Annotated in this window: 19 protein-coding genes, 1 tRNA gene, 7 pseudogenes and 1 riboswitch; of the genes and pseudogenes, 18 read left to right on the forward strand and 9 right to left on the reverse strand. The window is 65.1% G+C overall.

The features are described 5' to 3' along the window. The first annotated feature begins 122 nt into the window (after positions 1-122). The 3 genes from ACZ1HK_RS21250 (at position 123) to ACZ1HK_RS21260 (ending at position 2,694) form a co-directional block, all read left to right on the forward strand. On the forward strand, positions 123-1,709 hold the full coding sequence (locus tag ACZ1HK_RS21250; protein WP_472630370.1) for a bifunctional metallophosphatase/5'-nucleotidase: 1,587 nt from the start codon (positions 123-125) through the stop codon (positions 1,707-1,709). A 180-nt stretch (positions 1,710-1,889) separates the two neighbouring features. Continuing rightward, positions 1,890-2,057, forward strand: a complete 168-nt coding sequence (locus tag ACZ1HK_RS21255) for a hypothetical protein (RefSeq protein ID WP_472630371.1) — start codon at positions 1,890-1,892, stop codon at positions 2,055-2,057. A 40-nt stretch (positions 2,058-2,097) separates the two neighbouring features. Then, entirely contained in the window at positions 2,098-2,694 is a 597-nt protein-coding gene (locus ACZ1HK_RS21260) for an SOS response-associated peptidase (RefSeq protein ID WP_472630372.1), read from the forward strand. A 179-nt stretch (positions 2,695-2,873) separates the two neighbouring features. On the opposite strand, the pseudogene ACZ1HK_RS21265 reads toward ACZ1HK_RS21260, so the two are convergent. From ACZ1HK_RS21265 to cobO, 5 genes and pseudogenes are all read right to left on the reverse strand, one after another. After that, positions 2,874-4,323, reverse strand: a pseudogene (locus tag ACZ1HK_RS21265) (cobyric acid synthase). After that, positions 4,320-4,535: an HAD-IA family hydrolase gene (locus tag ACZ1HK_RS21270; protein WP_472630373.1), complete on the reverse strand. Its 216-nt coding sequence runs from the start codon at positions 4,533-4,535 to the stop codon at positions 4,320-4,322. Before ACZ1HK_RS21270 ends, ACZ1HK_RS21265 begins: the two are co-directional and overlap by 4 nt. Positions 4,536-4,552: 17 nt before the next feature. Beyond that, positions 4,553-4,864, reverse strand: coding sequence for a hypothetical protein (locus ACZ1HK_RS21275; RefSeq protein WP_472630374.1), 312 nt, complete (start codon positions 4,862-4,864; stop codon positions 4,553-4,555). A gap of 47 nt (positions 4,865-4,911) precedes the next feature. Next, a complete protein-coding gene (locus ACZ1HK_RS21280) occupies positions 4,912-5,367 on the reverse strand; it encodes a cupin domain-containing protein (RefSeq protein WP_472630375.1) in 456 nt (151 codons plus the stop codon). 1 nt (position 5,368) lies between these two features. Further along, the gene (cobO, locus tag ACZ1HK_RS21285; RefSeq protein ID WP_472630376.1) at positions 5,369-5,986 is read right to left on the reverse strand and encodes a cob(I)yrinic acid a,c-diamide adenosyltransferase; all 618 of its coding nucleotides are present in this window, start codon (positions 5,984-5,986) and stop codon (positions 5,369-5,371) included. 89 nt (positions 5,987-6,075) lie between these two features. Next, a riboswitch (cobalamin riboswitch) is annotated at positions 6,076-6,257 on the forward strand. Positions 6,258-6,293: 36 nt separating this feature from the next. On the opposite strand from cobO, the pseudogene ACZ1HK_RS21290 reads away from it, so the two are divergent. The 6 genes and pseudogenes from ACZ1HK_RS21290 to cobJ form a co-directional block, all read left to right on the forward strand. Continuing rightward, positions 6,294-6,647: pseudogene (locus ACZ1HK_RS21290) on the forward strand (DUF1636 family protein); the annotation flags it as partial. Positions 6,648-6,695: 48 nt separating this feature from the next. Next, positions 6,696-7,750 (forward strand): annotated as a pseudogene (gene cobW / locus ACZ1HK_RS21295) (cobalamin biosynthesis protein CobW). A gap of 6 nt (positions 7,751-7,756) precedes the next feature. Then, positions 7,757-10,997 (forward strand): annotated as a pseudogene (gene cobN / locus ACZ1HK_RS21300) (cobaltochelatase subunit CobN); the annotation flags it as partial. Between the two features lie 897 nt (positions 10,998-11,894). Beyond that, positions 11,895-12,524, forward strand: coding sequence for a precorrin-8X methylmutase (locus tag ACZ1HK_RS21305; RefSeq protein ID WP_472630909.1), 630 nt, complete (start codon positions 11,895-11,897; stop codon positions 12,522-12,524). Then, the gene (locus ACZ1HK_RS21310; RefSeq protein ID WP_472630377.1) at positions 12,521-13,246 is read left to right on the forward strand and encodes a precorrin-2 C(20)-methyltransferase; all 726 of its coding nucleotides are present in this window, start codon (positions 12,521-12,523) and stop codon (positions 13,244-13,246) included. Before ACZ1HK_RS21305 ends, ACZ1HK_RS21310 begins: the two co-directional genes overlap by 4 nt. Continuing rightward, complete coding sequence (gene cobJ, locus ACZ1HK_RS21315; protein ID WP_472630378.1) at positions 13,243-13,980, forward strand: precorrin-3B C(17)-methyltransferase; 738 nt, start codon at positions 13,243-13,245, stop codon at positions 13,978-13,980. Before ACZ1HK_RS21310 ends, cobJ begins: the two co-directional genes overlap by 4 nt. Here the strand turns inward: cobJ and ACZ1HK_RS21320 are convergent. Next, positions 13,956-14,705, reverse strand: coding sequence for a cobalt-precorrin-6A reductase (locus tag ACZ1HK_RS21320; RefSeq protein WP_472630379.1), 750 nt, complete (start codon positions 14,703-14,705; stop codon positions 13,956-13,958). The two genes, cobJ and ACZ1HK_RS21320, sit on opposite strands and share 25 nt — an antisense overlap. Here ACZ1HK_RS21320 and cbiE point away from each other — a divergent pair. The 7 genes and pseudogenes from cbiE to cobF all read left to right on the forward strand — a co-directional run bounded on the left by cbiE (position 14,704) and on the right by cobF (position 19,785). Then, entirely contained in the window at positions 14,704-15,387 is a 684-nt protein-coding gene (gene cbiE, locus ACZ1HK_RS21325) for a precorrin-6y C5,15-methyltransferase (decarboxylating) subunit CbiE (RefSeq protein WP_472630380.1), read from the forward strand. The two genes, ACZ1HK_RS21320 and cbiE, sit on opposite strands and share 2 nt — an antisense overlap. Continuing rightward, entirely contained in the window at positions 15,384-15,893 is a 510-nt protein-coding gene (cbiT, locus tag ACZ1HK_RS21330) for a precorrin-6Y C5,15-methyltransferase (decarboxylating) subunit CbiT (protein WP_472630381.1), read from the forward strand. The genes cbiE and cbiT overlap by 4 nt, the downstream gene beginning before the upstream one ends. Further along, complete coding sequence (locus ACZ1HK_RS21335) at positions 15,890-16,243, forward strand: cobalamin biosynthesis protein (protein WP_472630382.1); 354 nt, start codon at positions 15,890-15,892, stop codon at positions 16,241-16,243. Before cbiT ends, ACZ1HK_RS21335 begins: the two co-directional genes overlap by 4 nt. Continuing rightward, positions 16,240-17,034, forward strand: coding sequence for a precorrin-4 C(11)-methyltransferase (cobM, locus tag ACZ1HK_RS21340; RefSeq protein WP_472630383.1), 795 nt, complete (start codon positions 16,240-16,242; stop codon positions 17,032-17,034). The genes ACZ1HK_RS21335 and cobM overlap by 4 nt, the downstream gene beginning before the upstream one ends. After that, positions 17,027-18,331, forward strand: a pseudogene (locus tag ACZ1HK_RS21345) (cobyrinate a,c-diamide synthase). The gene cobM and the pseudogene ACZ1HK_RS21345 overlap by 8 nt, the downstream one beginning before the upstream one ends. Next, a complete protein-coding gene (gene cobA / locus ACZ1HK_RS21350; protein WP_472630384.1) occupies positions 18,328-19,050 on the forward strand; it encodes a uroporphyrinogen-III C-methyltransferase in 723 nt (240 codons plus the stop codon). The pseudogene ACZ1HK_RS21345 and the gene cobA overlap by 4 nt, the downstream one beginning before the upstream one ends. After that, a pseudogene (gene cobF, locus ACZ1HK_RS21355) lies at positions 19,047-19,785 on the forward strand (precorrin-6A synthase (deacetylating)). Before cobA ends, cobF begins: the two are co-directional and overlap by 4 nt. Here cobF and ACZ1HK_RS21360 read toward each other — a convergent pair. From ACZ1HK_RS21360 to nthA, 3 genes are read right to left on the reverse strand one after another with little or no spacing between them, the layout of a single operon-like run. Continuing rightward, on the reverse strand, positions 19,782-20,090 hold the full coding sequence (locus ACZ1HK_RS21360; RefSeq protein ID WP_472630385.1) for a nitrile hydratase accessory protein: 309 nt from the start codon (positions 20,088-20,090) through the stop codon (positions 19,782-19,784). The pseudogene cobF and the gene ACZ1HK_RS21360 overlap by 4 nt on opposite strands. Further along, positions 20,087-20,701: a nitrile hydratase subunit beta gene (nthB, locus tag ACZ1HK_RS21365; RefSeq protein ID WP_472630386.1), complete on the reverse strand. Its 615-nt coding sequence runs from the start codon at positions 20,699-20,701 to the stop codon at positions 20,087-20,089. The genes ACZ1HK_RS21360 and nthB overlap by 4 nt, the downstream gene beginning before the upstream one ends. Before the next feature lie 45 nt (positions 20,702-20,746). Further along, positions 20,747-21,349: a nitrile hydratase subunit alpha gene (nthA, locus tag ACZ1HK_RS21370; protein ID WP_472630387.1), complete on the reverse strand. Its 603-nt coding sequence runs from the start codon at positions 21,347-21,349 to the stop codon at positions 20,747-20,749. 129 nt (positions 21,350-21,478) lie between these two features. Between nthA and ACZ1HK_RS21375 the strand changes: the two are divergent. After that, positions 21,479-23,094 (forward strand): annotated as a pseudogene (locus ACZ1HK_RS21375) (alpha-glucosidase family protein). A 36-nt stretch (positions 23,095-23,130) separates the two neighbouring features. Continuing rightward, positions 23,131-23,204: transfer RNA gene (locus tag ACZ1HK_RS21380), tRNA-Gly, on the forward strand. Positions 23,205-23,263 lie beyond the last annotated feature (59 nt).

The following is a 23,263-nucleotide window of genomic DNA, read 5'->3' on the forward strand; positions in this document are numbered from 1 at the left end:
GGGCGTTTGGCCCGAGGCTCCCGTGGCGTCAAGTGTCACGGGGGTGTGACTTGGGCGCTTTACTTGCGGCAGGGGTGACGCCAAGCTGGCGGAAGTCCAACAAAAAACCTGGGAGTATTTCAATGATCGCACGCATTTTGGGATCAACCGCGATTCTGGCGGGGCTTGGCCTGGCCGCGCCTGCCGCCGCTGACACGACGCTGAACATTCTGCACTTCAACGACTTCCACAGCCGTATCCAGCCGATCAACCGCTTTGACAGCACCTGTAGCGCCGAGGATGACGCGGCGGGCGAGTGCTTTGGCGGCATTGCGCGTCTGGCGACCGCTATCGAACAGATCCGGTCCGAGGAAGAGAATGTCGTCACGGTTGTCGGCGGGGATCTGTTTCAGGGCAGCCTGATGTACACGACCTTCAAGGGTGATGTGGAAATCGAGATGATGAACCGCATCGGTCTGGACGTGCTTGCCCTGGGCAATCACGAATTCGACGATGGTCCATCGAACCTGGCCCGCACGCTGGCCGAGGCCGACTTCCCCACGCTTCAGGGCAACCTCGACATCTCGCAATCCGGCGACCTGCCGGGCGAGTTGCTGAACGACACAGTCGTGCTTGAGGTGGGTGGTGTGCAGGTGGGCTTTGTCGGCTCGACCACGACCGACACCGTGGACATCGCATCGCCCGGTCCCGATATCATCTTCCAGGACGAGATCGACGCCATGCAGGCCGATGTGGACATGCTGCGCGAGCAGGGCGTCGACATCATCATCGCGGTGACGCATGTCGGCTATCTGCTGGATCAGCAGTTGGCGGCGGAAGTCTCGGGCCTTGATGCGGTCGTGGGCGGGCATTCGAACACCTATCTCAGCGCCTCAGACCCGGATCGGGATGGCGCTTACCCGACCATGGTGACCGGCCCGGACGGTGATTTCGTTCCGGTGGTCCAGGCCTATGCCTATGGCCGCTATCTCGGGAACCTCGAACTGACCTTCGATGACGCGGGCGATCTGATTTACGCAAGCGGCGACACGATGCTGCTGGATGCCTCTGTCGCGCCGGATGCCGAAATTGCGGAGCGGGTCGCGGAATTGACTGGCCCCATCGAGGAGGTCATGGCCGAAGTGGTCGGAGAAACCTCCGACCCGATCGAGGGCTCGCGCGAGGTGTGCCGGGCGATGGAATGCCCGATGGGCAATCTTGTCGCCGACGCGATGCTGGACCGCGTGGCAGGCCAGGGGATCGACGTGGCGATCCAGAATGGCGGCGGTTTGCGCGCGTCCATAGATGCGGGTGAAGTGACGATGGGCGAAGTGCTGACCGTGCTGCCGTTCCAGAACACGCTGGCGACGTTCGAGCTGACCGGTGCGGGCATCGTGGAAGCGCTGGAGAATGGCGTGAGTGCCGTAGAAGAAGGCGCGGGTCGTTTCCCGCAGGTCGCGGGCATGTCCTACACCTTTGACCTGAGCCAGGAGCCGGGCAGCCGGATTTCGGACGTGATGGTCGGCGGTGAGCCGATTGATCTGGAAGCCACCTATGGCGTTGTGTCCAACAACTACATGCGCGGGGGCGGCGACGGCTATTCCAGCTTCACCACCGCCGAAAACGCCTATGATTTCGGCCCCGGTCTGGAAGAGGTTGTGGCCACCTATCTGGGCGAGAATTCGCCCTACGCGCCCTACACCGACGGTCGCATCACGCAGGCGGAGTAATTCGCTAACCGCCTGAATTTTAGGCGAATTGAGCCGGCTCCATGCTAATGGGGCCGGTTTTTTGCTGCCATGCAGAAACTGCAAGGCGGGTTTCGAAAAAGGACGGCTGGTGGTTTGCGTTAGCGCTCACATATTGGGGTCACGTGAGACGAAACCAATCGAAGCAAAAGGAGCTGTACCATGGCCTCGATCCTCAACACGATCCGCACTGCCGCCCAAAAGCGTGCAGCCTATAACCGCACTGTCGCCGAGATCTCCGCCATGCCGGTGGACCTGGCAGTCGAAGACCTGGGGATCTTCCCCGGTGATGCGCACAAGATCGCTTACGCCACCGTTTACGGGCGCTAAGCCAAGGGGTTAGGGTCGGCCCATGTGTGGCCGTATGACGATGACCCATCCCACAGACGCGATGGCGCAGCTGTTCGAGGCTGCGCCAGCCAATGATCTACCTCAGCCGCCCACGTATAACTTGTGCCCGACACAGAGCGTGGGCGTTGTCGTATCTGGGGATCAAAGGCGCTCATATCGTCCGATGCGGTGGGGGTTCCTGCCGCATTGGTACAAGGCGATGAATGGCGGGCCGCTTTTGATCAACGCGCGGGCCGAGACGATTGCCGAAAAGCCCGCCTTCAAGGCCGCGGTGCGCGAGCGGAGGTGTTTGATTGCCGCCACAGGTTTCTATGAATGGACGAAGGATGCGGACGGCAATCGCCTGCCCTGGTACTTCTCGCGGCCTGGTGCCGAGCCGATGGTGTTTGCGGGCATCTGGCAGATGTGGGGCAAGGATGATCCGGTGCCGACCTGTGCGATCGTGACCACGGGCGCCAGCGAGTGGATGGCGGAGACCCATCACCGGGAGCCGGTCGTTTTGGCAGAGGGTGTTTGGGCCACCTGGCTGGGGGAGACAGGCGAGAAGGCCGCGCCGCTGATGCGGTCTGCGGCTGGACGGGTTACTATCAGCGTTGGCGGGTGGACCGGGCGGTGAATTCGAACCGGGCGAGTGGGCCGGAGTTGATTGAACCGATTTGAGTCTTTGATGCGCGCCTGATGGCGCGGTGGGGGCGCTGCCCCCGTCCTTCGGACTCCCCGAGGTATATTTGAAACAAGGAAGACAGGGTAGGTGCGAGACGATCCAGGCGCGCGGCATCCGGGAAGGCGCGCAGGTTAGCGGGCCGTGGCGAAGAGGGTGTCGGTGTTGAGGTGCAGGCGCAGGTAATCTGCGAGGGCGTCGAGCGTGGTCTCCACCGTGTGGTCGTAGTTGGTTGTGGCTTTCGGTGTTGAACTGGGCGAGCCAGGCGGCGCGGAATTGGTCGTCGCGGAAGAGGCCGTGGAGGTAGCTGCCGGTGATCTTGCCCGAGGCGCTGCGTGCGCCTTCGGGGTGGCCTGTCGATATGGGCGAAGGGGCGGGCGCGGTCGGGGCCTTGGGTCTCGCCGATATGGATCTCGTAGCCGCGCACGGGGAGATTGGTGCCGGCGTAGGTGGCGGTGACTTCGGTGAGGGTTTTCCTGGGTGTCATCGTGGTGGTGACGTCGAGGAGGCCCAGGCCCTGATCGCTGCCGGGCGCGCCTTCGATGCCGTCGGGATCGGCGATAGATTGGCCGAGCATCTGGTAGCCGCCGCAGATGCCGAGGACGTGTCCGCCGCGACGGATATGGGCCTGCGAGGTCGGTGTCCCAGCCTTGGGCACGGAGGAAGGCGAGGTCGCCGCGCGTGGATTTGGAGCCGGGGATCACGACGATGTCGGCGTCGCCGGGGATCGGCTGGCCCGCGTTCAGCATGGTGAGGCGGACGGACGGGCTCCTGGGCGAGCGGGTCCATATCATCGAAATTGGCGATGCGGCTGAGGCGCAGGCAGACGATGTGGAGGCCTTGTGCGCGGTTCGGCGTGGCGATGTCGAGGGCGTCTTCGGCGGGGAGTTTGTGGGCATCTTTGAACCACGGGATCACGCCGAAGCCGGGCCAGTCGGTGTGGGATTTGATGAGGTCGTAGCCGTCATCGAAGAGGCTGGGATCGCCTCGGAACTTGTTGATCATGAAGCCTTTTATGAGGGCAGCGTCAGCGGGGTCGATGACGGCCTGGGTGCCGACGATCTGGGCAATGACGCCGCCACGGTCAATGTCGCCGCAGAGGATGACGGGCGTGTCGGTGGCGCGGGCGAAGCCCATATTGGCGATGTCGCCGGGGCGCAGGTTGACCTCGGCCGGGGAGCCCGCGCCTTCGACGAGGATGAGGTCGTGTTGCGATTTGAGGCGTTTGAAGCTGTCGGTGACGGCTTCGAGGAGTTGGGGTTTGAGCTTGGTATAGTCGCGGGCTTTGACGGTGGTGAGGCGTTTGCCTTGGACGACGACCTGGGAGCCGGTGTCGGTTTCTGGCTTTAGGAGCACGGGGTTCATGTCGGTATGGGGTTCAAGGCCGGAGGCCAGGGCTTGCAGGGCCTGCGCGCGGCCGATTTCGCCGCCGTCGGACGTGACGGCGGCGTTGTTGGACATGTTCTGCGGTTTGAAGGGCGCGACGGAGAGGCCGTTCTGGCGCGCGATCCGGCAGAGGCCCGCGACGAGCATGGACTTGCCGACATTTGAGCCGGTGCCCTGAATCATGAGGGCGCGGGTCATGTGAGGGCCTGCGGCAGGCGGTGCCGAGTTGCGTCGGTGAAGTGGAAGACGCGCCAGCCGAGGGCGTTTGCGGCGTCGCAATTGGGCGCGTTGTCGTCGACGAGGAGGGTGTTTTCTGGGGCGACGCCGGACCATTCGGTGATGGTCTGGAAGTAGGCGGAGTCGGGCTTGGCGCGCTTTGAGGCGGCCCGAGGCGAAGACGTGTTCGACAAGCGCGGAGAAGCCCATTTCAGTCTCTGATATAGGCGGCGCGGCTGGCGGGGTTGTTGGTGCCGATGACGTGCCGCGCGGCGTGGGTTTTTAGGTGCGCGATGACCTCCGCATCGGGGTGGGCGTCTTTGGCGAACCAATAGGCGATGAAGGCGTCGGGCGTGATGTCGGTGGCTTGGGTTGCCAGCCATTCGGCGGAAACATCGACGAGTTCTTCCTCGCCCCGGATCACCGAGCGGATGCGGCCGGATTTGAAGATGTAGTCTTGCAGGCTTTCGAGGCTGAGGCCCAGATCGCGCCTCCAGATCGTCGGCCCAGATGAAGCGTCCATCAACGATGTTGCGGTTCAGGACGCCGTCGAAATCCCAGACGATCAGCTCAGGCGCCATGGTAGGGCTCGACCTTCGTGATATTGCCCTCCGCGTCGCGGTAGACCTTTTCGTCGGCGATGATGGTGACGGTCTCGCCGGTTTTGGAATAGGTCACGGTGTCGTCGTGGGAGCGGGTGCCGATCACGAGGTAGCGGCAGGGCGCCTGCGTTCGGTTTTCCAGATGGTGGCCGATGGGCACGCCCGCCTTGAAGGTGGCTGTATCGCCCTGGATCAGGTCGGTTTCCGCGTCGCCTTCGATCAGCGTTACGGTGCCGGAGAGGACGTGGATCATCTCATCCTCATTGGCGTGCCAATGGGTCTTGGAGGCGGCGGAGCCGGGGTAGAGGGTCTCGATGAAGGCGCCGAATTGGGTGAGGCCGCCGGCATCTGAGAGGAGTTCCGCGCGGTAGCGGCCGATCTCGTCCGCGCCTTCGTCGATTTTCGGGCTTTCGACCTTGGGCATCTTAGAACTCCACGCCTTTCTGCGCCTTCACGCCGTCGCGGAAGGGGTGCTTGATAAGGGTCATTTCGGTGACCAGATCGGCGGCCTCGATCAGTTCGGGCTTGGCGTTGCGGCCCGTGAGGCAGACATGGGTCATTTGCGGTTTCTGGTGGAGGAGGAAATCGACGACCTCGTCGATGTCGAGATAGTCGTAGCGGAGTGCGATGTTGATCTCGTCGAGCAGGACAAAGTCGATCTCGGGGTCGAGGATTTGCTCCTGCGCGATTTTCCATCCGTTCTGGGCGGCGGCGATGTCGCGTTCGCGGTCCTGGGTTTCCCAGGTGAAGCCTTCGCCCGAGACGAAGAAGCGGCATTCATCGGCGAAACGTTCGCGGAGGAAGGATTTCTCGCCGGTGTCCCAATTGCCCTTGATGAACTGGACCACGGCCACGCCCATCTGATGCTGGATCGCGCGCATGACCATGCCGAAGCCGGAGGAGGATTTGCCCTTGCCGGGGCCGGTATGGACCATGATCAGGCCCTTCTCCTCGGTCTTGGTCTCCATCATCTTGTCGCGGGCCGCCTTGATCTTTTTCATCTTCTCATTGTGGCGGGCGTTTTCATCGGCGTGTTCGGTCATGGCATCCTCCGGAGTTGCGCTAGGGGTGGCACCGGCGCGACCCGCCGTCAATGTCCTCGCCTTGTGATTGACAAGCCGGGCGGGGCGTGAGCAGTGTTTTCGCCGATGGTGCGCCGTTTGGCGCCGAAGAGGGAACGGGGTCAGATGCCCCGGCTGCCCCCGCAACTGTGAGTGGTTTGCTTTGTATCACATGGCCACTGGGCACTGCCCGGGAAGGCGATGCAAAGCGCGGGCCACAAGCCAGGAGACCTGCCATCGCATATGGGAACTTTTGATCCGGGCGGGGTGCCTCGGGCTTGGGGGATGGATGGATACCGAAAAGGCTCCGGTCGAGCTGCTGGTCTGCGTGAAATGCTTGCGCGGGGGCGAGGCGACCGAGGATGGCGAGCGGCCCGGCACGCGGCTGTATGAAGGGTTGCGCGCGGGCGGCATGCCTGAGGGCGTGACGCTGACGCCGGTGGAATGCCTACAGAATTGCGATTACGGATGCTCTGCCGTGATGCGGGGCGGGGCGGCGCGCTGGACCTATGTGTACGGAAACCTCGACGAGGGGTCGCAAATCGACCTTCTGCGCGACGGCATCGCGCTATACCGGGACGCGAGCGATGGGGTGATCCCGTGGCGGCAGCGGCCCGAACACTTCAAACGAAATTGCATTGCGCGCATCCCGCCGGTTGCCCCGGCTGCGCCGAAACTGGGGAGTAGAGACATGGGCGATTTGGCGAAACTGCCGGTGACGATTGTGACGGGGTTTCTGGGGTCTGGGAAGACGACGCTGATCGGCCAGCTGATGCAGAACCCCGGCGGGAAACGTCTGGCGATTGTTGTCAACGAGTTTGGCGATGTGGGTGTGGATGGCGAGATCCTGAAAGGGTGCGCCATTCCCGATTGCCCGGCGGAGAACATCATGGAGCTGGCGAACGGCTGCATCTGCTGCACCGTGGCCGATGATTTCATTCCGACGATTGAGGCGCTGATGAAGCTGGAGCCGCGGCCCGAGCATATCGTGATTGAGACGTCGGGTCTGGCGCTGCCGAAGCCGCTTTTGAAGGCGTTTGACTGGCCGGATATCCGCTCGAAGATCACCGTGGATGGCGTGATTGCTTTGGCCGATGCGGAGGCTGTGGCCGCGGGGCGGTTTGCGCCGGATGTGGCGCGTGTGGATGCGCAGCGGTTGGCGGATGAGTCGATTGATCACGAGACGCCTCTGAGCGAGGTGTTCGAGGATCAGATTTCCTGCGCGGATATTGTGTTGCTGACGAAGCCCGATTTGGCAGGGCCGGAGGGCGTAGCAAAGGCGCCGCGCGGTGATCGAGGCCGAAGCGCCCAGGGCTTTGCCGATTGTGGAGGTTGCGGAGGGGAAGGTTGATCCGCGGGTGATCCTTGGGCTGGAAGCGGCGGCGGAAGATGACATGGACGCGCGGCCCTCGCATCACGACGGGCATGACGACCATGAGCATGATGATTTCGAGAGCATCGTGGTGAACATCGCGCCTGTTGAGGATCCGGCGGAGTTGGTTGCGCGGATCGAGCGGCTGGCGAATGAGCAGAATATTCTGCGCGTGAAGGGCTATGCCGATGTCGCAGGCAAGCCGATGCGCCTGCTGGTGCAGGCGGTGGGCGCGCGCGTGCGGCACCAATATGACCAGCCTTGGGGCGAGCGGCCCCGTGATGGGTCGTCTGGTGGTGATTGCCGAGCATGACGACGTCGATGCGGCGGCGATCCGTGCGGTCCTGGCACCGGAACTGGCGGCTGCCGAGTAGCATGACATGCACGTCATCTTCCGCGAAAGCCATGGGTTAGAAGAGACCGAGACCCCACAGGATCTGGCGCAGACGCCCGCCGATCTTGTGGTGCTGTCGCTGTCGGATTCTGATCTGGGGGCCTTTGCGGAGGGGTGGAAGCGGTCTGGCGGGTGCGCTGCCAAGCCTGCGGCTCGCCAATATCGTGGCGCTGAAACATCCTTTGTCTGTCGACACTTACGTGGAGCAGACGCTGGAGGGCGCGAAGGGCATCCTGATCCGTTTGATCGGCGGAGTGCCCTATTGGCCCTATGGGTTGCAACAGATTGAGGCGCTGTGCCGAGCGCGTGGAATTGCGCTGGCCGTGCTGCCCGCCGATGGGCGCGAAGACAAGCGGCTCGGATGAGATCTCGACGCTGCCGGTGAGCACTCTGCGCCGGTTGCAGCATTTGTGTGATGCGGGCGGAGCGGTGGCCGCACAGGCGGCGTTGCAGCAGATGGCGCTGGCCTCGGGGCTTTACGCAGGGCCGGTGCAGGGTGCCAAGGGTGTGGCGCAGGTGGGCGGCTGGACGCCGGAGGACGCGGTGTGCTGCCCGGTGCTGGCGGGGGCTGACAAGCTGGTGCTGGTGACATTTTACCGCTCGTATCTGTTGGCCGCCGATCTCGCCCCGTTTGATGCGCTGTTCGGCGCGTTGCGGGCGCAGGGCTTCACGGTGATGGGCCTGTTTGCGCCGTCGCTGAAAGCGCCGGGCGCGGCGGAGTGGATGGCGCGGATGGTCGCGCATTTGCGGCCCGTGGCCGTGGTGAATGCGACATCGTTTTCGGGCAAGGGGGCGTCGGGGGCCTCTCCGCTTGATGCGGGAGACGTGCCGGTGTTCCAGGTGGCTTTGGCGACCTCGACCGAGGCGGCCTGGGCCGAGGCCGAACGCGGGCTTGTCGCCGGCTGATTTGGCGATGCATGTGGTTTTGCCGGAAGTGGATGGGCGGATTTTCGGTGGTGCTGTCAGCTTCAAGGAACCGCAGGCGCGGGACGAGGATTTGCAATTCGCGCGGTTTGTGCACCGGGCGAATGCGGGCCGGGTTGAGGCCGTGGCAAAGCGGGTTGCGGCTTGGCATCGGTTGGCGGTGTCCGAGCGGCGACGGGTGGCACTGGTTCTGAGCACTTATCCGGGACGGGAGTGGAACCTGGCGCATGCGGTTGGGTCTGGATGCGATTGCCTCGGCTGGGGCGATTTTGGAGGATTTGGGGGAAGACGGGCTGTCCGTCGATGATCTGCGCGGCGCGCGGATGGTCTGGCCGTTTGCGGAGTACAAGACGGCTTTGTCGCGCCTTCCCAAGGCTTTGCGCGATGATCTTGAAGCCGCATGGGGGGCTTGCGAGACGGACGCGGATGCGACCGAGGCGGGGCTGGCCCTACCGATCGTACAGCGTGGAAATGCGTGGGTCGCGCTACAGCCCGAGCGCGGCAATCCAAAGCTGCGCGATGCCGAATATCACGACCTCGCCCGCGTGCCACGCCATGGTTATGTGGCGTTTTACCTGTGGATGCAGGCGCATACCGACGCGCTGATCCATATTGGGGCCCATGGCACGCTGGAATGGTTGCCGGGCAAGTCGGTGGCGTTGTCCGAGGCGTGTTGGCCCGAGGCGCTGACCGGCGATTTGCCGGTGATCTATCCGTTCATCGTGAACGATCCGGGTGAGGCCGCGCAGGCCAAGCGGCGCATCGGGGCGGTAACGTTGGGCCACATCCCGCCGCCTCTGCGGGCGTCCGAGACGCCGACACGGTTGGTGCGGTTGGAGGCGCTCTTGGATGAGTTCTCGAACGCGGACGGGCTGGACCCGAAGCGGCGCGACCGGCTGCAGGAGGATATCCGCGCGGAGGCGCAGGCGCTTGGGGTCGGAGGACGATCTTGGGCTGGACGCGGCGTCGTGTTCAGCCGAAGCGATCACGCGGATCGACCGGTTTGTTTGCGATGTGAAGGACAGCCAGTTCGGCGATGGGCTGCATGTCTGGGGGCGGGAAGAGGCCGGGCAGGAGGCTTTTGACAGTCGCTCCTCGGCGGTTGCGGAACGCGCCAGTATTTTGGATGCATTGGCAGGCAAGCGGATCGCGGCGGGGCCGAGCGGGTCGCCTTACCGGGGGCGGACGGATGTGCTGCCCACGGGGCGGAATTTGTACACGACCGATCCGCGCTCCGTGCCGTCGCGGGCGGCCTATGCGCAGGGGGAGGTGCTGGCGGACGAGCTGATCCGGCGGCACTTGCAGGATGAGGGCGATTATCCCAAGGGGCTGATCGTGGACCTTTGGGGGTCTGCGACGATGCGCACGGCGGGCGAGGAATTCGCGCATGGCGCTGGCGCTGTCTGGGCGTGCGGCCAGTGTGGGATGAGGGCAGCGAGCGGGTCAGCGGCATTGAGGTGTTGCCGATTGCGGAGTTGGAGCGGCCCCGGATTGATGTGACCTTGCGGGTGTCGGGCCTGTTCCGCGATGTGTTCCCGACTTTGTCGGCGTTGTTTCAGCAGGCGGTGCGGGCCTTGGCCGCGCGGGACGAGGCGGCGGATTGGAACCCATTTGTGGGCCGTGAGGGTGCTCGGGTCTACGGGCCTGCGCCGGGGTCGTTTGGGGTTGGGATTGGCCAGCATCTGGGTGACTACAGCGAGGAGGCGAAGCGCGCTGTCGGGGACGCGTGGCTGGCGGCCTCGGCCTATGCGTTGGACGGTGAGAAGGTCGAGAAGAACGCGGAAGGGATTGCCGCACGGGTGGCTGCGGCGGACGCCTTTGTGCACCTGCAGGACCTGCCGGAAACGGATATCCTGCTGGCCGAGGATTACGCCACCCATGAGGCGGGCTTTGCCGCCGCGCAGGGTGTGACGGGCGGGCAGGCGGCGCTCTATCATTTGGACGTGACGGACCCGGATCGCCCCCGCGCGCGGGGTTTGACCGAGGAGGTGGCGCGGGTTGTGCATGCCCGCGCGGCGCATCCGGGATGGATTGTAGGGATGCAGCGGCATGGCTTCCGGGGCGCGGCGGAGATTGCTGCGACGTTGGAAAACATGGCCGCGTTTGCGCAACTGGCCGGTGTCGTGCCCTCACACCTGTTCGATTTGTACTACGATGCAACGCTCGGCGACGACGCGGTCGAGGCGTTTCTGGCCGATGCCAATCCCGAGGCGCTGGCTGCGATGCGGGATCGGTTCGCGGCTTTGCATGCGGCGGGGCTGTGGGTGTCGCGGCGCAACTCGATCCGGGCGGACACTGGAGGCGGCGGAATGAGCGTGGACCGCAAGGCCTGGGGCTGGTGCCCCAGCGTGCTGCGGCCCATGCCGCTGGACGATGGGTTGATGGTGCGCATCCGGGTGCCGGGTGGAGCGTTGTCAGCTCGGAGCAAGCGGACGGACTTGGCGGTTTGGCGGGGCGGTACGGGGCGGGGGTCATCGAGGTCGACGAACCGTGCGAAACCTGCAACTGCGGGGCTTGAGCGCGGTCGGAGCACGCAGCGCTGGTGCCGGAGTTGGATGCGCTGGGGCTGGCCGAAATCGACCACACGCCGAGCGGACGGGTCAACATCGCACAGAGCCCGTTTCGCGATGGACAAGACACCGAGCTATTGCCGGAGCGGTTGGCGGAGAACTTTGGCGCGGGCGGAATTCAAGGCGCTGCCGCAGAAGTTTGGGTTTGTTGTGGATGCTGGGCGCGGCGCGCGTTCTGGCGGACGTGCCGGGGGATGTGCGGATCGAAGCCGCGGGCGCGGCGCTGATCTTGCGGGCCGATGGGGCGGAGACTGGTCTGCGTCGCTGGCGATCCCGTGGCCGCGTCGCTGGACCTGGCGCGATGGTTCATCGGCGATCGGGTCTGATCGGTGCGGATGGCCGCGGGCGGATGTCCGACCATGCGAACGCCATGTGCCGCGAGCACTATGGCGCGGCACGATGCGCGCCCGAACGCGATGCCGTTACGGTGCGCCGACGGACGGGCCGGGCTATGGATTGCTTGGCCGAGCGGCGGGCGCCTGTCAGCCGGATGCGTTGCGCGCGGCGTTGATCGCGATGATCGTGACCGATGCTGCGTGTCGCCATTCTAGGCGCTCTATCTGCCGGAGCTTGCGCTCGGGAACGGCAACGATAAAAGCGCCGAAACGGCTTTGCGGGAGAGCGGCGCACATGCCGTATGAATACGAAAAGAACGGGCAGGCGATTTATGACGAGAGCTTTGCCACGATCCGGGCGGAGGCCGATTTGGGCCGCTTTGATGCCGATAGCGAGCAGGTCGTTGTGCGCATGATCCATGCCGCCGGCATGGTGGGGCTGGAGGCCCATGTGAAGGTCTCGGACGGGATGGTTGCGGCGGCCCGGGCGGCGTTGCAGGCAGGCGCGCCGATCTTTTGCGATGCGTACATGGTCAGCGAAGGGGTGACGCGGAAGCGGTTGCCGGCGGAAAATGACGTGATCTGCACGCTCCGCGATGAACGGGTGCCGGGGATGGCGGCGGAGCTTGGCACGACGCGGTCAGCGGCGGCGCTGGAGTTGTGGCGGGATCGGCTGGACGGTGCGCTGGTTGCCATTGGGAATGCACCGACGGCATTGTTTCACCTGCTCGAGATGCTGGAAGACCCCGATTGCCCGCGTCCGGCGGCGATCATCGGCTGCCCGGTGGGTTTCGTCGGCGCGCGGGAAAGCAAGGATGCCTTGTGGGAGGCGCTGCCTGTGCCGTCGATCATCGTTGAGGGTCGGCTGGGTGGCTCGGCCATCACGGTTGCCGCCATCAACGCCATTGCGAGCCGCGCGGAATGAGTGGGGTGATTTACGGGGTTGGATTGGGGCCGGGGGATCCGGACCTGATGAGCGTGAAGGCGGACCGGCTGTTGCGGAATGCCAAGCATGTGGCGTTCTTCCGCAAGGCGGGTCGGGCGGGGCGTGCGCGCAAGATCGTGGAAGGGATGCTGCGTGCGGATGTCGTTGAATTCGCGATGGAATATCCCGTCACGACCGAAATTCCGCTGAGCGACCCGCGTTACAATGAGGTGCTTTCGGGTTTCTATGCGGAGGTGACGGCGCATCTGTGCAAGCTGGCCTCCGGCGGTGAGGATGTGGTGGTTTTGTGCGAGGGCGATCCGTTCTTTTACGGCTCGTTCATGCATCTCTATGAGCGGCTGAAAGACACCTGCGACGTGCAGGTTGTGCCCGCGATCACCGGCATGTCGGCGGCGTGGACGGCGACGGGCGCGCCGATCACCTGGGGCGACGATATCTTATCGGTTGTTATGGGAACCTTGGGCGAGGACGCGTTGGCAGATGCCATGGCGCGGGCCGATGCGCTGGTGGTGATGAAGATCGGGCGCAATCTGGCGAAGGTGCGCCGCGCGTTGGAGGCAGCGGGCAAGGCAGACCGCGCGGTGCTGGTGCAATACGCGGCGATGGAGGGGGAGAGTGTCTGCCCGTTGTCGGAATATGACGGCGAGACCTTGCCCTATTTCTCGATCATCGTGGTGCACGGGCAGGGGCGCAGGCCGTGAGCGGCTGGGTGGTTGTTGCGGGCCTTGGGCCGGGGGACGAGGCGATGGTGACGCCCGAAGTTTCCGCCGTTTTGGCCGAGGCGACCGATGTGGTGGGCTATATCCCCTACGTGCGGCGGGTTGCGGCGCGCGAGGGGCTGACCTTGCATGAAAGCGACAACCGCGTGGAGTTGGACCGCGCGGCGCACGCTTTGGGCATGGCGGCGGAGGGCAAGCGGGTGGTCGTCGTCTCCTCCGGCGATCCGGGTGTGTTTGCGATGGCGAGCGCCATGTTCGAAGCGCTGGAGGCGGGGCCTGAGGAGTGGCTTGGGTTAGACGTGCGCGTGCTGCCGGGCATCTCGGCGATGTTTGCGGGATCGGCGCGGGCGGGTGCGATCCTGGGTCATGATTTCTGTGCGATCAACTTGAGCGATAACCTGAAACCCTGGGATCTTATAGAGAAACGGTTGCGGCTGGCGGCGGAGGCGGATTTCGCGATGGCGTTCTACAATCCCCGCTCAAAGGCGCGGCCCGAAGGGTTCGGGCGCGTGTTGGAGGTTTTGCGGGAGGCCTGTGAGCCGGAGCGGTTGATCGTCTTCGCGCGGGCGGTCTCGACCGAGGACGAAGCGCTGCAGGTGGTCACGCTGGCCGAGGCGGAGCCTGAGATGGCGGATATGCGGACGGTTGTTCTGGTCGGCTCGTCGCTCACGCGGCGCGTGGGCGATTGGGTTTATACGCCGAGGTTTGTCGAATGAACCCATGCAAGGACATCGCCGGGGGCCGCCAGTTCGAGCCGCTTGGGTTGGGCAGGGCGGTCGATCATGATCACAGGCAGACCCAGCGCGCGGGCGGCGGCGAGTTTGGCATAGGCACCTGTTCCGCCGGAGTTTTTGGAGACGACGAGGTCGATTTTGTGGGTCTGCATCAGGGCTTTGTCGGAGGCTTCGGAAAATGGGCCGCGATCCACAATGATCTCGGTTTGCGGCAGCGGAAGGGGCGCTTTGGGCGGGTCGACAAGGCGCAGAAGGTAGCGGTGCTGCGGGTTTGGCGCGAAGTCGGCCAGATGCATCCGCCCCACGGCGAGCATGACTTTGCAGGCGGGACGGTCGAGGGCCGCGACAGCAGCGGGGATGTCGGAGACGTGGGTCCAGTTATCGCCGGGCTGTGCCTCCCAAGCGGGCCGGGTGAGCGCGACCATGGGCACGGTCGCAGCATCGGCGACGGCGACGGCGTTGCGGCTCATCGCAGAGGCGAAGGGGTGTGTGGCGTCGATGAGATGGGTGATTTTGTGATCGCGCAGGTATGCGGCCAAGCCGTCAATGCCGCCGAAGCCGCCGATGCGTTGGGGCAGGGGCTGTCGCACCGGGCGATCGACGCGGCCCGCGAAGCTGACGGTGCCGTTGAGGCCCGCTTCCGCCACCGCGCGGGCGAGGGCCGTGGCCTCGGTCGTGCCGCCAAGGATCAGGAGGTTGGGGTGCATGGCTGAGCCTTGGATCACGATCATCGGTCTGGGCGAAGATGGACCGGAGGGCTTGCCCTCTGCAAGCCGGGAGGCTCTGGAAAGCGCGGACGTTGTCATGGGGCCGGCGCGGCATCTCGCGCTGGTGGACGCAGGCGAGACGGTGGAATGGCCGGTGCCGTTCGCGGATGGCTATTCGGTGCTGGAGGGGCTGCGCGGACGGCGGGTTGCGGTTCTGGCCTCGGGCGATCCGTTCTGGTTCGGGGCAGGGCGCGGGATTGCGGCGCATTTTCCGGGGCAGTGGCGGGCGTTGCCCGGCGTTTCGATCTTTGGGCTGGTCGCGGCGCGGCTGGGCTGGTCCTTGGAGGATGTGGCCTGTGTCGGGCTGCATGCCGCGCCCTTCGCGCGGATGCGGGCAGAGCTTGCGCCGGGCGCGCGGGTGATTGCGACCTTGCGCGATGGCGCGGCGGTCTCGGCCTTGGCGCGGTACTTGGCTGATCTGGGCTTTGGCGGGTCAGAGATATTCGTTTGCGAAGCCATGGGTGGCCCGCGCGAACACGTCGCCCGTGTCAGCGTGGCGGAGGCAATGAAGGGGGCTTCGCGCATCCGGTGGCCGTTGGGCTTTCCGTGGCCGGGACCGGCGCGGTTGTGCCGAAAGCATCGGGTATTCCAGACGATTTGTTCGAGACCGATGGCGTTATGACGAAGCGGCCCTTGCGGGCCATGACCCTGTCGGCGCTAGCCCCGCGCCATGGAGAGCATCTGTGGGACATTGGCGGTGGGTCCGGGTCGATTGCGGTGGAATGGCTGCTGGCCGATGCGTCGTGCTGGGCGACAATTGTCGAGCCGCGCGAAGAGAGGTGCGCGATGATCCGGGCCAATGCAGCGGCGCTGGGCGTGGAGCATCGGTTGGAGGTTGTCCAAGGCCGCGCGCCGGAGGTGTTTACAGGCCTGGAGGCCCCCGATGCCGTCTTTGTCGGCGGGGGATTGGACGCGCAGATGCGGCTGGCCCTATGGGCGGCCCTGGCCGAGGGCACACGGATTGTGGCCAATGCCGTGACGTTGGAAACCGAGGCGCTGCTGGTTGGCTGGCAGGCGCAATATGGCGGGGACTTGATGAAGGTGGAGATTTCGCAATCGGCGCCAATGGGCCCCAAGCGGGGCTGGAAAGCGGCCTATCCGGTGGTGCAGTGGAGCGTGGTGCGATGATCGTGGCGGGGTTCGGATTTAGAGGCGCGGCGACGGCAGAGAGCCTTGCGGACGCCTATGCGAAGGCTGGTGCGGCGCAGGTTGCGGCGACGGTCGCCGACAAGGTCCCGGGTCTGTTTTCGGACTTTGCCGAGGCGCAGGGGCTGACAGTGACGACGGTGACGGCGGAGGTTTTGGTTGTGCAGGAAACGGCGACGCAATCCTTCACCTCACTGGCCGAACGCGGCACAGGCTCGGTCGCCGAAGCGGCGGCCCTGGCGGCGGCAGGCGCGGGCGCGCGGTTGGTGCAGGCGCGCGTGATCTCGGATGATGGATGCGCGACCTGCGCGCTGGCGGAGTCGGTTCAATGACGGTGCATTTCATCGGGGCAGGTCCAGGAGCAGCGGACCTTCTGACATTGCGCGGGCGCGACCTGATCGCGGCCTGTCCGGTGTGCCTTTACGCAGGCTCGCTGGTGCCGGAGGCGGTGCTGGACCATTGCCCCGAAGGTGCGCAGATCGTGAACACCGCGCCGATGTCGCTCGATGAGATCATCGGCACCATCGCCGTGGCCCATGACGCGGGCAAGGACTTGGCGCGGCTGCATTCCGGCGATCTGTCGGTCTGGTCCGCGATGGGCGAACAGGTTCGGCGGCTGGAGGCGCTGCGCATCCCCTACACTGTGACACCCGGCGTTCCGTCCTTTGCGGCGGCGGCGGCCTCGCTAGGGCAGGAGCTGACGCTTCCGGGCGTGGGGCAGTCGCTGATCCTGACGCGGACGGAAGGCAAGGCAAGCGCGATGCCCGAAGGCGAGAGCCTTGGCAATTTCGGGCGGACGGGGGCGACGCTGGCCCTGCATCTGTCGATTGGCCAGATGGCGAAGGTGGTGGCCGAGCTGATGCCGCATTACGGGGCGGATTGCCCGGTGGCCGTGGTCTACCGCGCGTCCTGGCCGGATGAGCGGGTGATCCGCGCGACGCTTGGCACGCTTGAGGCATCGGTGGACGCCGGGATCGCGCGGACGGCGTTGATCTTTGTGGGACCGGCGATTGGGGCGTCTGACTTCGCCGAGAGCCGCCTTTACGCGGCGGATTATGACAGGCGCTATCGGCCCCAAAGTGCGGATAGCCCGTGGAGTGAATGGCAGCATGGCGATGATTGATCCTGTTGGGCTGATGGTGTCTGCGCCCGCCTCGGGTACCGGCAAGACGACTGTCATGCTTGGCCTGTTGCGCGCCCTGCGCGAGGACGGGCTGGAGGTGCAGCCGTTCAAGAGTGGGCCGGATTATATCGACCCGGCCTTCCATCTGGCCGCAGCTGGCCGCGCCTCGTTCAACCTCGACACCTGGGCGATGGATGGCGGGCTGCTGGACGGCATCGCGGCGCAGGCGGCAGGGGCTGAAATCTGCGTCGCCGAAGGCTCCATGGGTCTCTACGATGGGGTTGCGACGGAGGGGCAGAGCGGGCTTCGGCTCCAGCGCCGAGACGGCGCGGCGGATGGGCTGGCCCGTGGTCCTGGTGATTGACGCAGGCGGGCAGGCGCAATCGGCGGCAGCCACGGCCTTGGGGTTTCAGGCCTATGCACCCGAGGTGCCCTTTGCGGGCGTGATTGTGAACCGCGTGGCTTCCCCCGCCACGAACGGTTGATCCGGCGCGGCATGGACGCAGCGGGGCTGACGGTTTTGGGCGTGCTGCCCCGGCGCGGGGACCTGGCCTTGCCTGAGCGGCATCTGGGATTGATCCAGGCAGTCGAGCATCCGGATCTGGAGGCCGCGATTGCGGGTTATGCGACGTTCCTGCGGGAGAATGTGGACCTCGACGCGATCAAAGCGGCGGCGCGGGGTGGGGCCTTGCCTTCGGGTGCGTTGCCCAAGCCGCCTGCGCAGCGGATCGCCCTGGCCCGCGATGCGGCGTTTTCCTTCACCTATCCGCATTTGCTTGAGGGCTGGCGCGCGGCGGGGGCGGAGATTTTGCCGTTTTCGCCACTGGCCGATGAAGCGGTTCCAGATGCCGATCTGGTTTGGCTGCCGGGTGGGTATCCTGAGCTTCATGCCGGCCGGCTTGCAGCGGCAGAGACCTTCCTATCGAGCCTGCGCCGCCATGCGGAGACGCGCGCGGTGCATGGAGAGTGCGGCGGCTACATGGCGCTTGGCGAAGGCTTGGTCGACAAGGCGGGTGTGCGCCACCAGATGGCCGGGCTTTTGGGCGTCTCCACCTCCTTCGAGAAGCGGAAGTTTCATCTGGGTTATCGGCGTGCTGTGCTGAAGGCCGGGATGATGGGGTTTGATTCGGGCACGGTCCTGCGCGGGCATGAATTTCACTATACCGTTGTGGTGGACGAGCCTGACGCGCCGTTGGCCGACGTGGCGGATGCCGATGGCAATCCGGTGCCCGAGACGGGCGCGATCCGGGGCAATGTGACGGGGACGTTCTTTCATATGATTGCGGAGGAACGGTGAAGGGATTTGTGAGTTTCGTTGGGTCTGGCCCGGGCGATCCCGAGCTTCTGACGCTGAAGGCGGTGGACCGGCTGAAGCGCGCCGACGCGGTGCTGTTTGATGACCTGTCCAGCGGCCCTCTGCTGACCCATGCGCGGGCCGGGGCCGATCTGGTGGGCGTGGGCAAGAGGGCCGGGCGGCCGTCACCCAAGCAGCGGCATGTCTCTCAACTGTTGGTGGAGTATGCGCAGCAAGGCGGGCGCGTGGTGCGCCTCAAGTCCGGCGATAGCGGGCTGTTCGGGCGGCTGGAGGAGGAGCTGGTCGCCCTGCGCGAGGCGGGCATCGCATATGAGATCATCCCCGGCGTGCCGAGCGCGATTGCGGCGGCTGCGGCCCATGGCATCCCGCTGACGCGGCGGCTGACGGCGCGCCGGGTACAGTTTGTGACGGGCCATGATGCGAGCGGTGAGCTGCCCGACGATATCTCGCTTGAGGCCTTGGCCGATCCAAGTGCCTCGACGGTGGTTTTCATGGGCAAGCGGACCTTTCCGAAACTGGCGGCGGCTTTGATTGCGCGGGGGCTGCCGGCTGACACGCCTGCGCTGTTGGCCGAGGGGGTCAGCACGCCCGAGCAGGCCCTGCACCGGATGACCGTGGGCGCGTTGGTCGAACGGCTGTCGGGGGAGTTGGGCAGTGCGCCTGCCTTGATCCTGTACGGCCCGCTGGCGGAGCCGGAGTGATGGATCTGTGGCTGATCGGGATTGGCACGGGCAACCCGGACCATGTCACGCTTGAGGCGCAGCGCGCGCTGCGGCAGGCGGACGTGATCCTTGTGCCGCGCAAGGGTCCGGGCAAGGATGATCTGGCAGAGCTGCGCCATCGCATCCTGGCGGATGCGGCCGCGACGGGCCGCGTCGTGGAATTCGAATACCCCGTTCGGGATGAGGCGCTGCCCTACAAAGACCGTGTGATGGCCTGGCACGACGAGATCGCGCGGCGTTGGCTGCGCGCGGTTGACGGCATTGAGGGCAAGGTAGCCTTGCTCGTCTGGGGCGATCCGTCGCTTTACGACTCCACCCTGCGCATTGCGCAACGGCTGGATCCGGCTCCGCGCATCCGGGTCATTCCAGGGATCACGGCGCTGAGTGCTCTGACGGCAGCCCATGGGATGACCTTCAACACCCTTGCCGGGGCCGTTGTGGTCACGACGGGGCGGCGTTTGCGCGACCATGGCTGGCCGAAGGACGCCGAGACTGTCGTCGTCATGTTGGACGGGTCGTGCAGTTTTCAGAGCCTGGAGCCCGCCGGATTGCGGATCTGGTGGGGCGCCTATCTGGGCATGGACGAGCAGATTATTGAGGCCGGTCCGCTTGGCGGAGGCGGGCCCGCGCATCGTTGCGCGCCGCGCCGAGGCGCGGGCGCAGCATGGGTGGATCATGGACACCTACCTGCTGCGGCCAGACGGGCTGGATTAAGCCTGCGGTTTACCCTCTGAAAGCTGGATGGGTGCGCCATGGGGCGTTCGCGCGGCGGCATCTTTCCACGCCTCTGCGGTGGCGCTCAGGTCTTGGGCCGAGGACAGGCCTTTTTCTGCGATCAACGTCTCCAGCGCCGTCAACCAATGGCCATAGTAGGCGCGCTCAACGCCCGAATGGATCTGAGCAGACAGCGCCTCGGCCCATTCGGACCATGTGAAATGACCCTGTTCGTGCATGTGAACGGTCAGTGCGAAGGCCTGGGCCTGCCACGGCTCCTCAAAGGGTTGATCGGGCGTGGTCATGGCGTAGGCCGCAAATAGGGCTCCCACAGGTCAAGCGTGACCGTGTCGCCGGGCGCGGCGCGCTCGCCCCACAGGGCCTGGGCGGAAAAGCTGACTTTGTAGAGCCATGTAGGCTGCTCCCCTTCGCCACGCGCGTTGGTGTCGGGGAAGACATGGTGGCCGTGCACACGGTCGATCACGCCAACCTTGTCACGGGCATAGCGGGGCAGGCGGGTATGGCTTTCGGGATGAATGTTGAGGGTGCGCACGCTGTCGCCGGGGCTGAAGGCGGGCTGCGTTTGCGCGGGCCGGTCCACGGGGCCACCCTTGGCGAGCGCCGCTGGGACATCGGTGGGCGAAAGGGTGCGCTTGACGGCAATGGGGTCCGTGATCACGCGGCCCTCGGAGAGTTCGGCCTCCGTCACCATGCCACGCTCGACCATCAGCTTGGTCGCGGCCTTGAGCCAGATCTCGTAATAGCTGTTGCTGAGGTAATCGGCAGGCGGAAGGCTTTCGCGGGCAAAGCGGGATTGGTCGAGGTTCCACTGCCCCGCCGCGCCAAGGGCCACGACGATGCCCATCACGCGGGCCTCCCACTCGGCGTGGAAGTTGGGTTCACCTGGTTCGGGCATCGACCGGGCCGAAGCCCATCATGCCGCCAAGATCCGCGCCGCCGTTCATACCGGTGTATCCGCCAGGGCCGTGCCGATCATGCTGTCGCGATTGACCAGCGTGGCGAGCTGGTCCTCGGACCATCTGTCAGTGCCTGCGGGGCGCTCAGGGATCACCAGATAACGCATCTCGGCCGTGGAATCGTGCACGGTGATGGCGGTGCCCTCTGGCAGCGTCAGCCCGAAATCGGCCAAGACGCCGCGCGGGTCGATCACGGCGCGCGATCGGAACGGCGGGGATTTGTACCAGACCGGCGGCAGGCCAAGCACGGACCAGGGGTAGCAGGAGCAGAGCGTGCACACGACAAGGTGGTGCTGGCCGGGGGCGTTGAAGACGGCCTGCATGTGTTCGCCTTGGCGCGAGGCGTAGCCGAGCGAATGGATCGCGGCGGTGGCATCCTCCGCCAGCCAGTCCCGGAACGCCGGGTCGCTCCACGCCTTGGCCACGACACGGGCGCCGTTCCTTGGGCCGATCTCGGTCTCGTAGGTCTGGATGATCGCATCGACGGCCGCAGGGTCGATATACCCTTTCTCGGTCAGCACGGTTTCCAGGGCACGCACGCGGGCCTCGATATCGCTCATATGGGAATGGTCGGCATGGTCGTGCATGGCGGGCCTATGAAGACGTTGCTTTGCCGCTACACTGCCCGGGATCAGGCGGATTGGCCAGCCATTCGCGCCGTGCGGGGGCGGCGCGTGGCTGCTAGGGTCAGCGTTCGAATCTGCAGGAGCTTTCCGATGTCCGACTGGTGGCGCAATGCCGTGATCTATCAGGTCTACCCGCGGTCCTATCAGGACGATAGCGGCGATGGCGTCGGCGATTTGCCCGGTATCACGCGGCGTCTGCCGCATATCGCCTCGCTCGGGGTGGATTGCATCTGGATCAGCCCGGTCTTCACCTCGCCGCAGAAGGATATGGGATATGACGTCTCGGACTATTGTGATGTCGATCCTCTGTTTGGGACGTTGGCGGATTTCGATACCCTGATTGAGGCCGCCCATGGGCTTGGTCTGAAGGTCATCACCGATCAGGTCTTGTCCCACACCTCGGACCAGCACCCATGGTTCAAGGAGAGCCGGGTCAGCCGCGATAACCCGCGCGCCGATTGGTATGTCTGGGCTGATCCGCTGCCCGATGGCAGCCCGCCGACCAACTGGCACAGCCATTTCGGTGGCCCGGCATGGGAGTTCGACCCCCAGCGCGGACAGTATTACCTGCACAACTTTCTGGCCGAGCAGCCGGACCTGAACTTCCACAATCCTGATGTGCAGGATGCGATCCTTGAGACCTGCCGCTTTTGGCTCGACCGGGGGCTGGATGGCTTCCGGCTGGATACGGTGAACTACTATGTTCACGACCAAAAGCTGCGCTCGAACCCGCCGGCGCAGAAGGGGCCGCAGGTGATGGCCACGGACCTCTATGGGATGCAGGACAACATCTACAACAAGAACCGGCCCGAGAACCTTGATTTCATTGAGCGTTTGCGCGCGCTGACCGACGCATATGACGACATCATGATGGTGGGCGAAGTGGGGGATATGGGCGACCGTTCCATCAAGCTGATGGGTGAATACACCGAAGGCAAAACGCGGCTTCACATGGCCTACAGCTTTGCGATGCTCAGCCCCGAATTCAGCGCCGACCACTTTCGCACCTGCATCGAAGGCTTCCAGCAAGGCGCGCCCGAGGGGCATCCGAAATGGTCCTTCTCGAACCATGATGTGCCGCGCCATGTCAGCCGCTGGGCCGATCATGCGGTGTCCGACGATGATATGGCCCGACTGGCGATCACCATGCTGATGTCGTTTGAGGGGGCCATCGGCATCTATCAGGGGGAGGAGCTTGGCCAGACCGAGACCGAGCTGGTCTATGAAGAGCTGACCGACCCACCCGCCTTGCGATTCTGGCCCGGTGTGAAGGGCCGCGACGGGTGCCGTACGCCGATGGTCTGGGAAGCGGAGGCCGACAATGCAGGGTTTTCAACCGGCACACCCTGGCTGCCCGTCAAACCCCCGCAGGCCGCGCGCGCGGTTGATACGCAAGACGCGCCGGACAGCATTCTGGCCTTCTACCGGGAGGCTATTGCCACACGCAAAACCAACCCGGCGCTGCAAAGGGGCGCACGACCTTCCTGACTTTGCCAGAGCCGCTGCTGGCGTTCCGGCGAGAGGCGGACGGCCAGACGATCACGTGTGTCTTCAACCTGTCGCCCGAGCCTCAGACGCTGTCACTCAGCGGAGCGGCGACGCTGATGGGCGCGCACTACGGTGATTTGACGGACAATGTGCTGACCTTGCCGGGCAACGGCTTTGCGCGCCTCGGCCATGCGGGTGAGGTGCGGCTGTCGGCTTGACGGCACGGCGATCATTTCATAGGCACACGGTGCAACGCGGGCGTTGTGTAATGGTAAGACCTCAGCCTTCCAAGCTGATGATACGGGTTCGATTCCCGTCGCCCGCTCCATCCCTTCCTCTGTTGACGCGGCGCCACCGACCCTTGCGGCGGGCACGGGCTGGTTGTAC

It is taken from the genome of Gymnodinialimonas sp. JB5-7, from assembly GCF_055693405.1.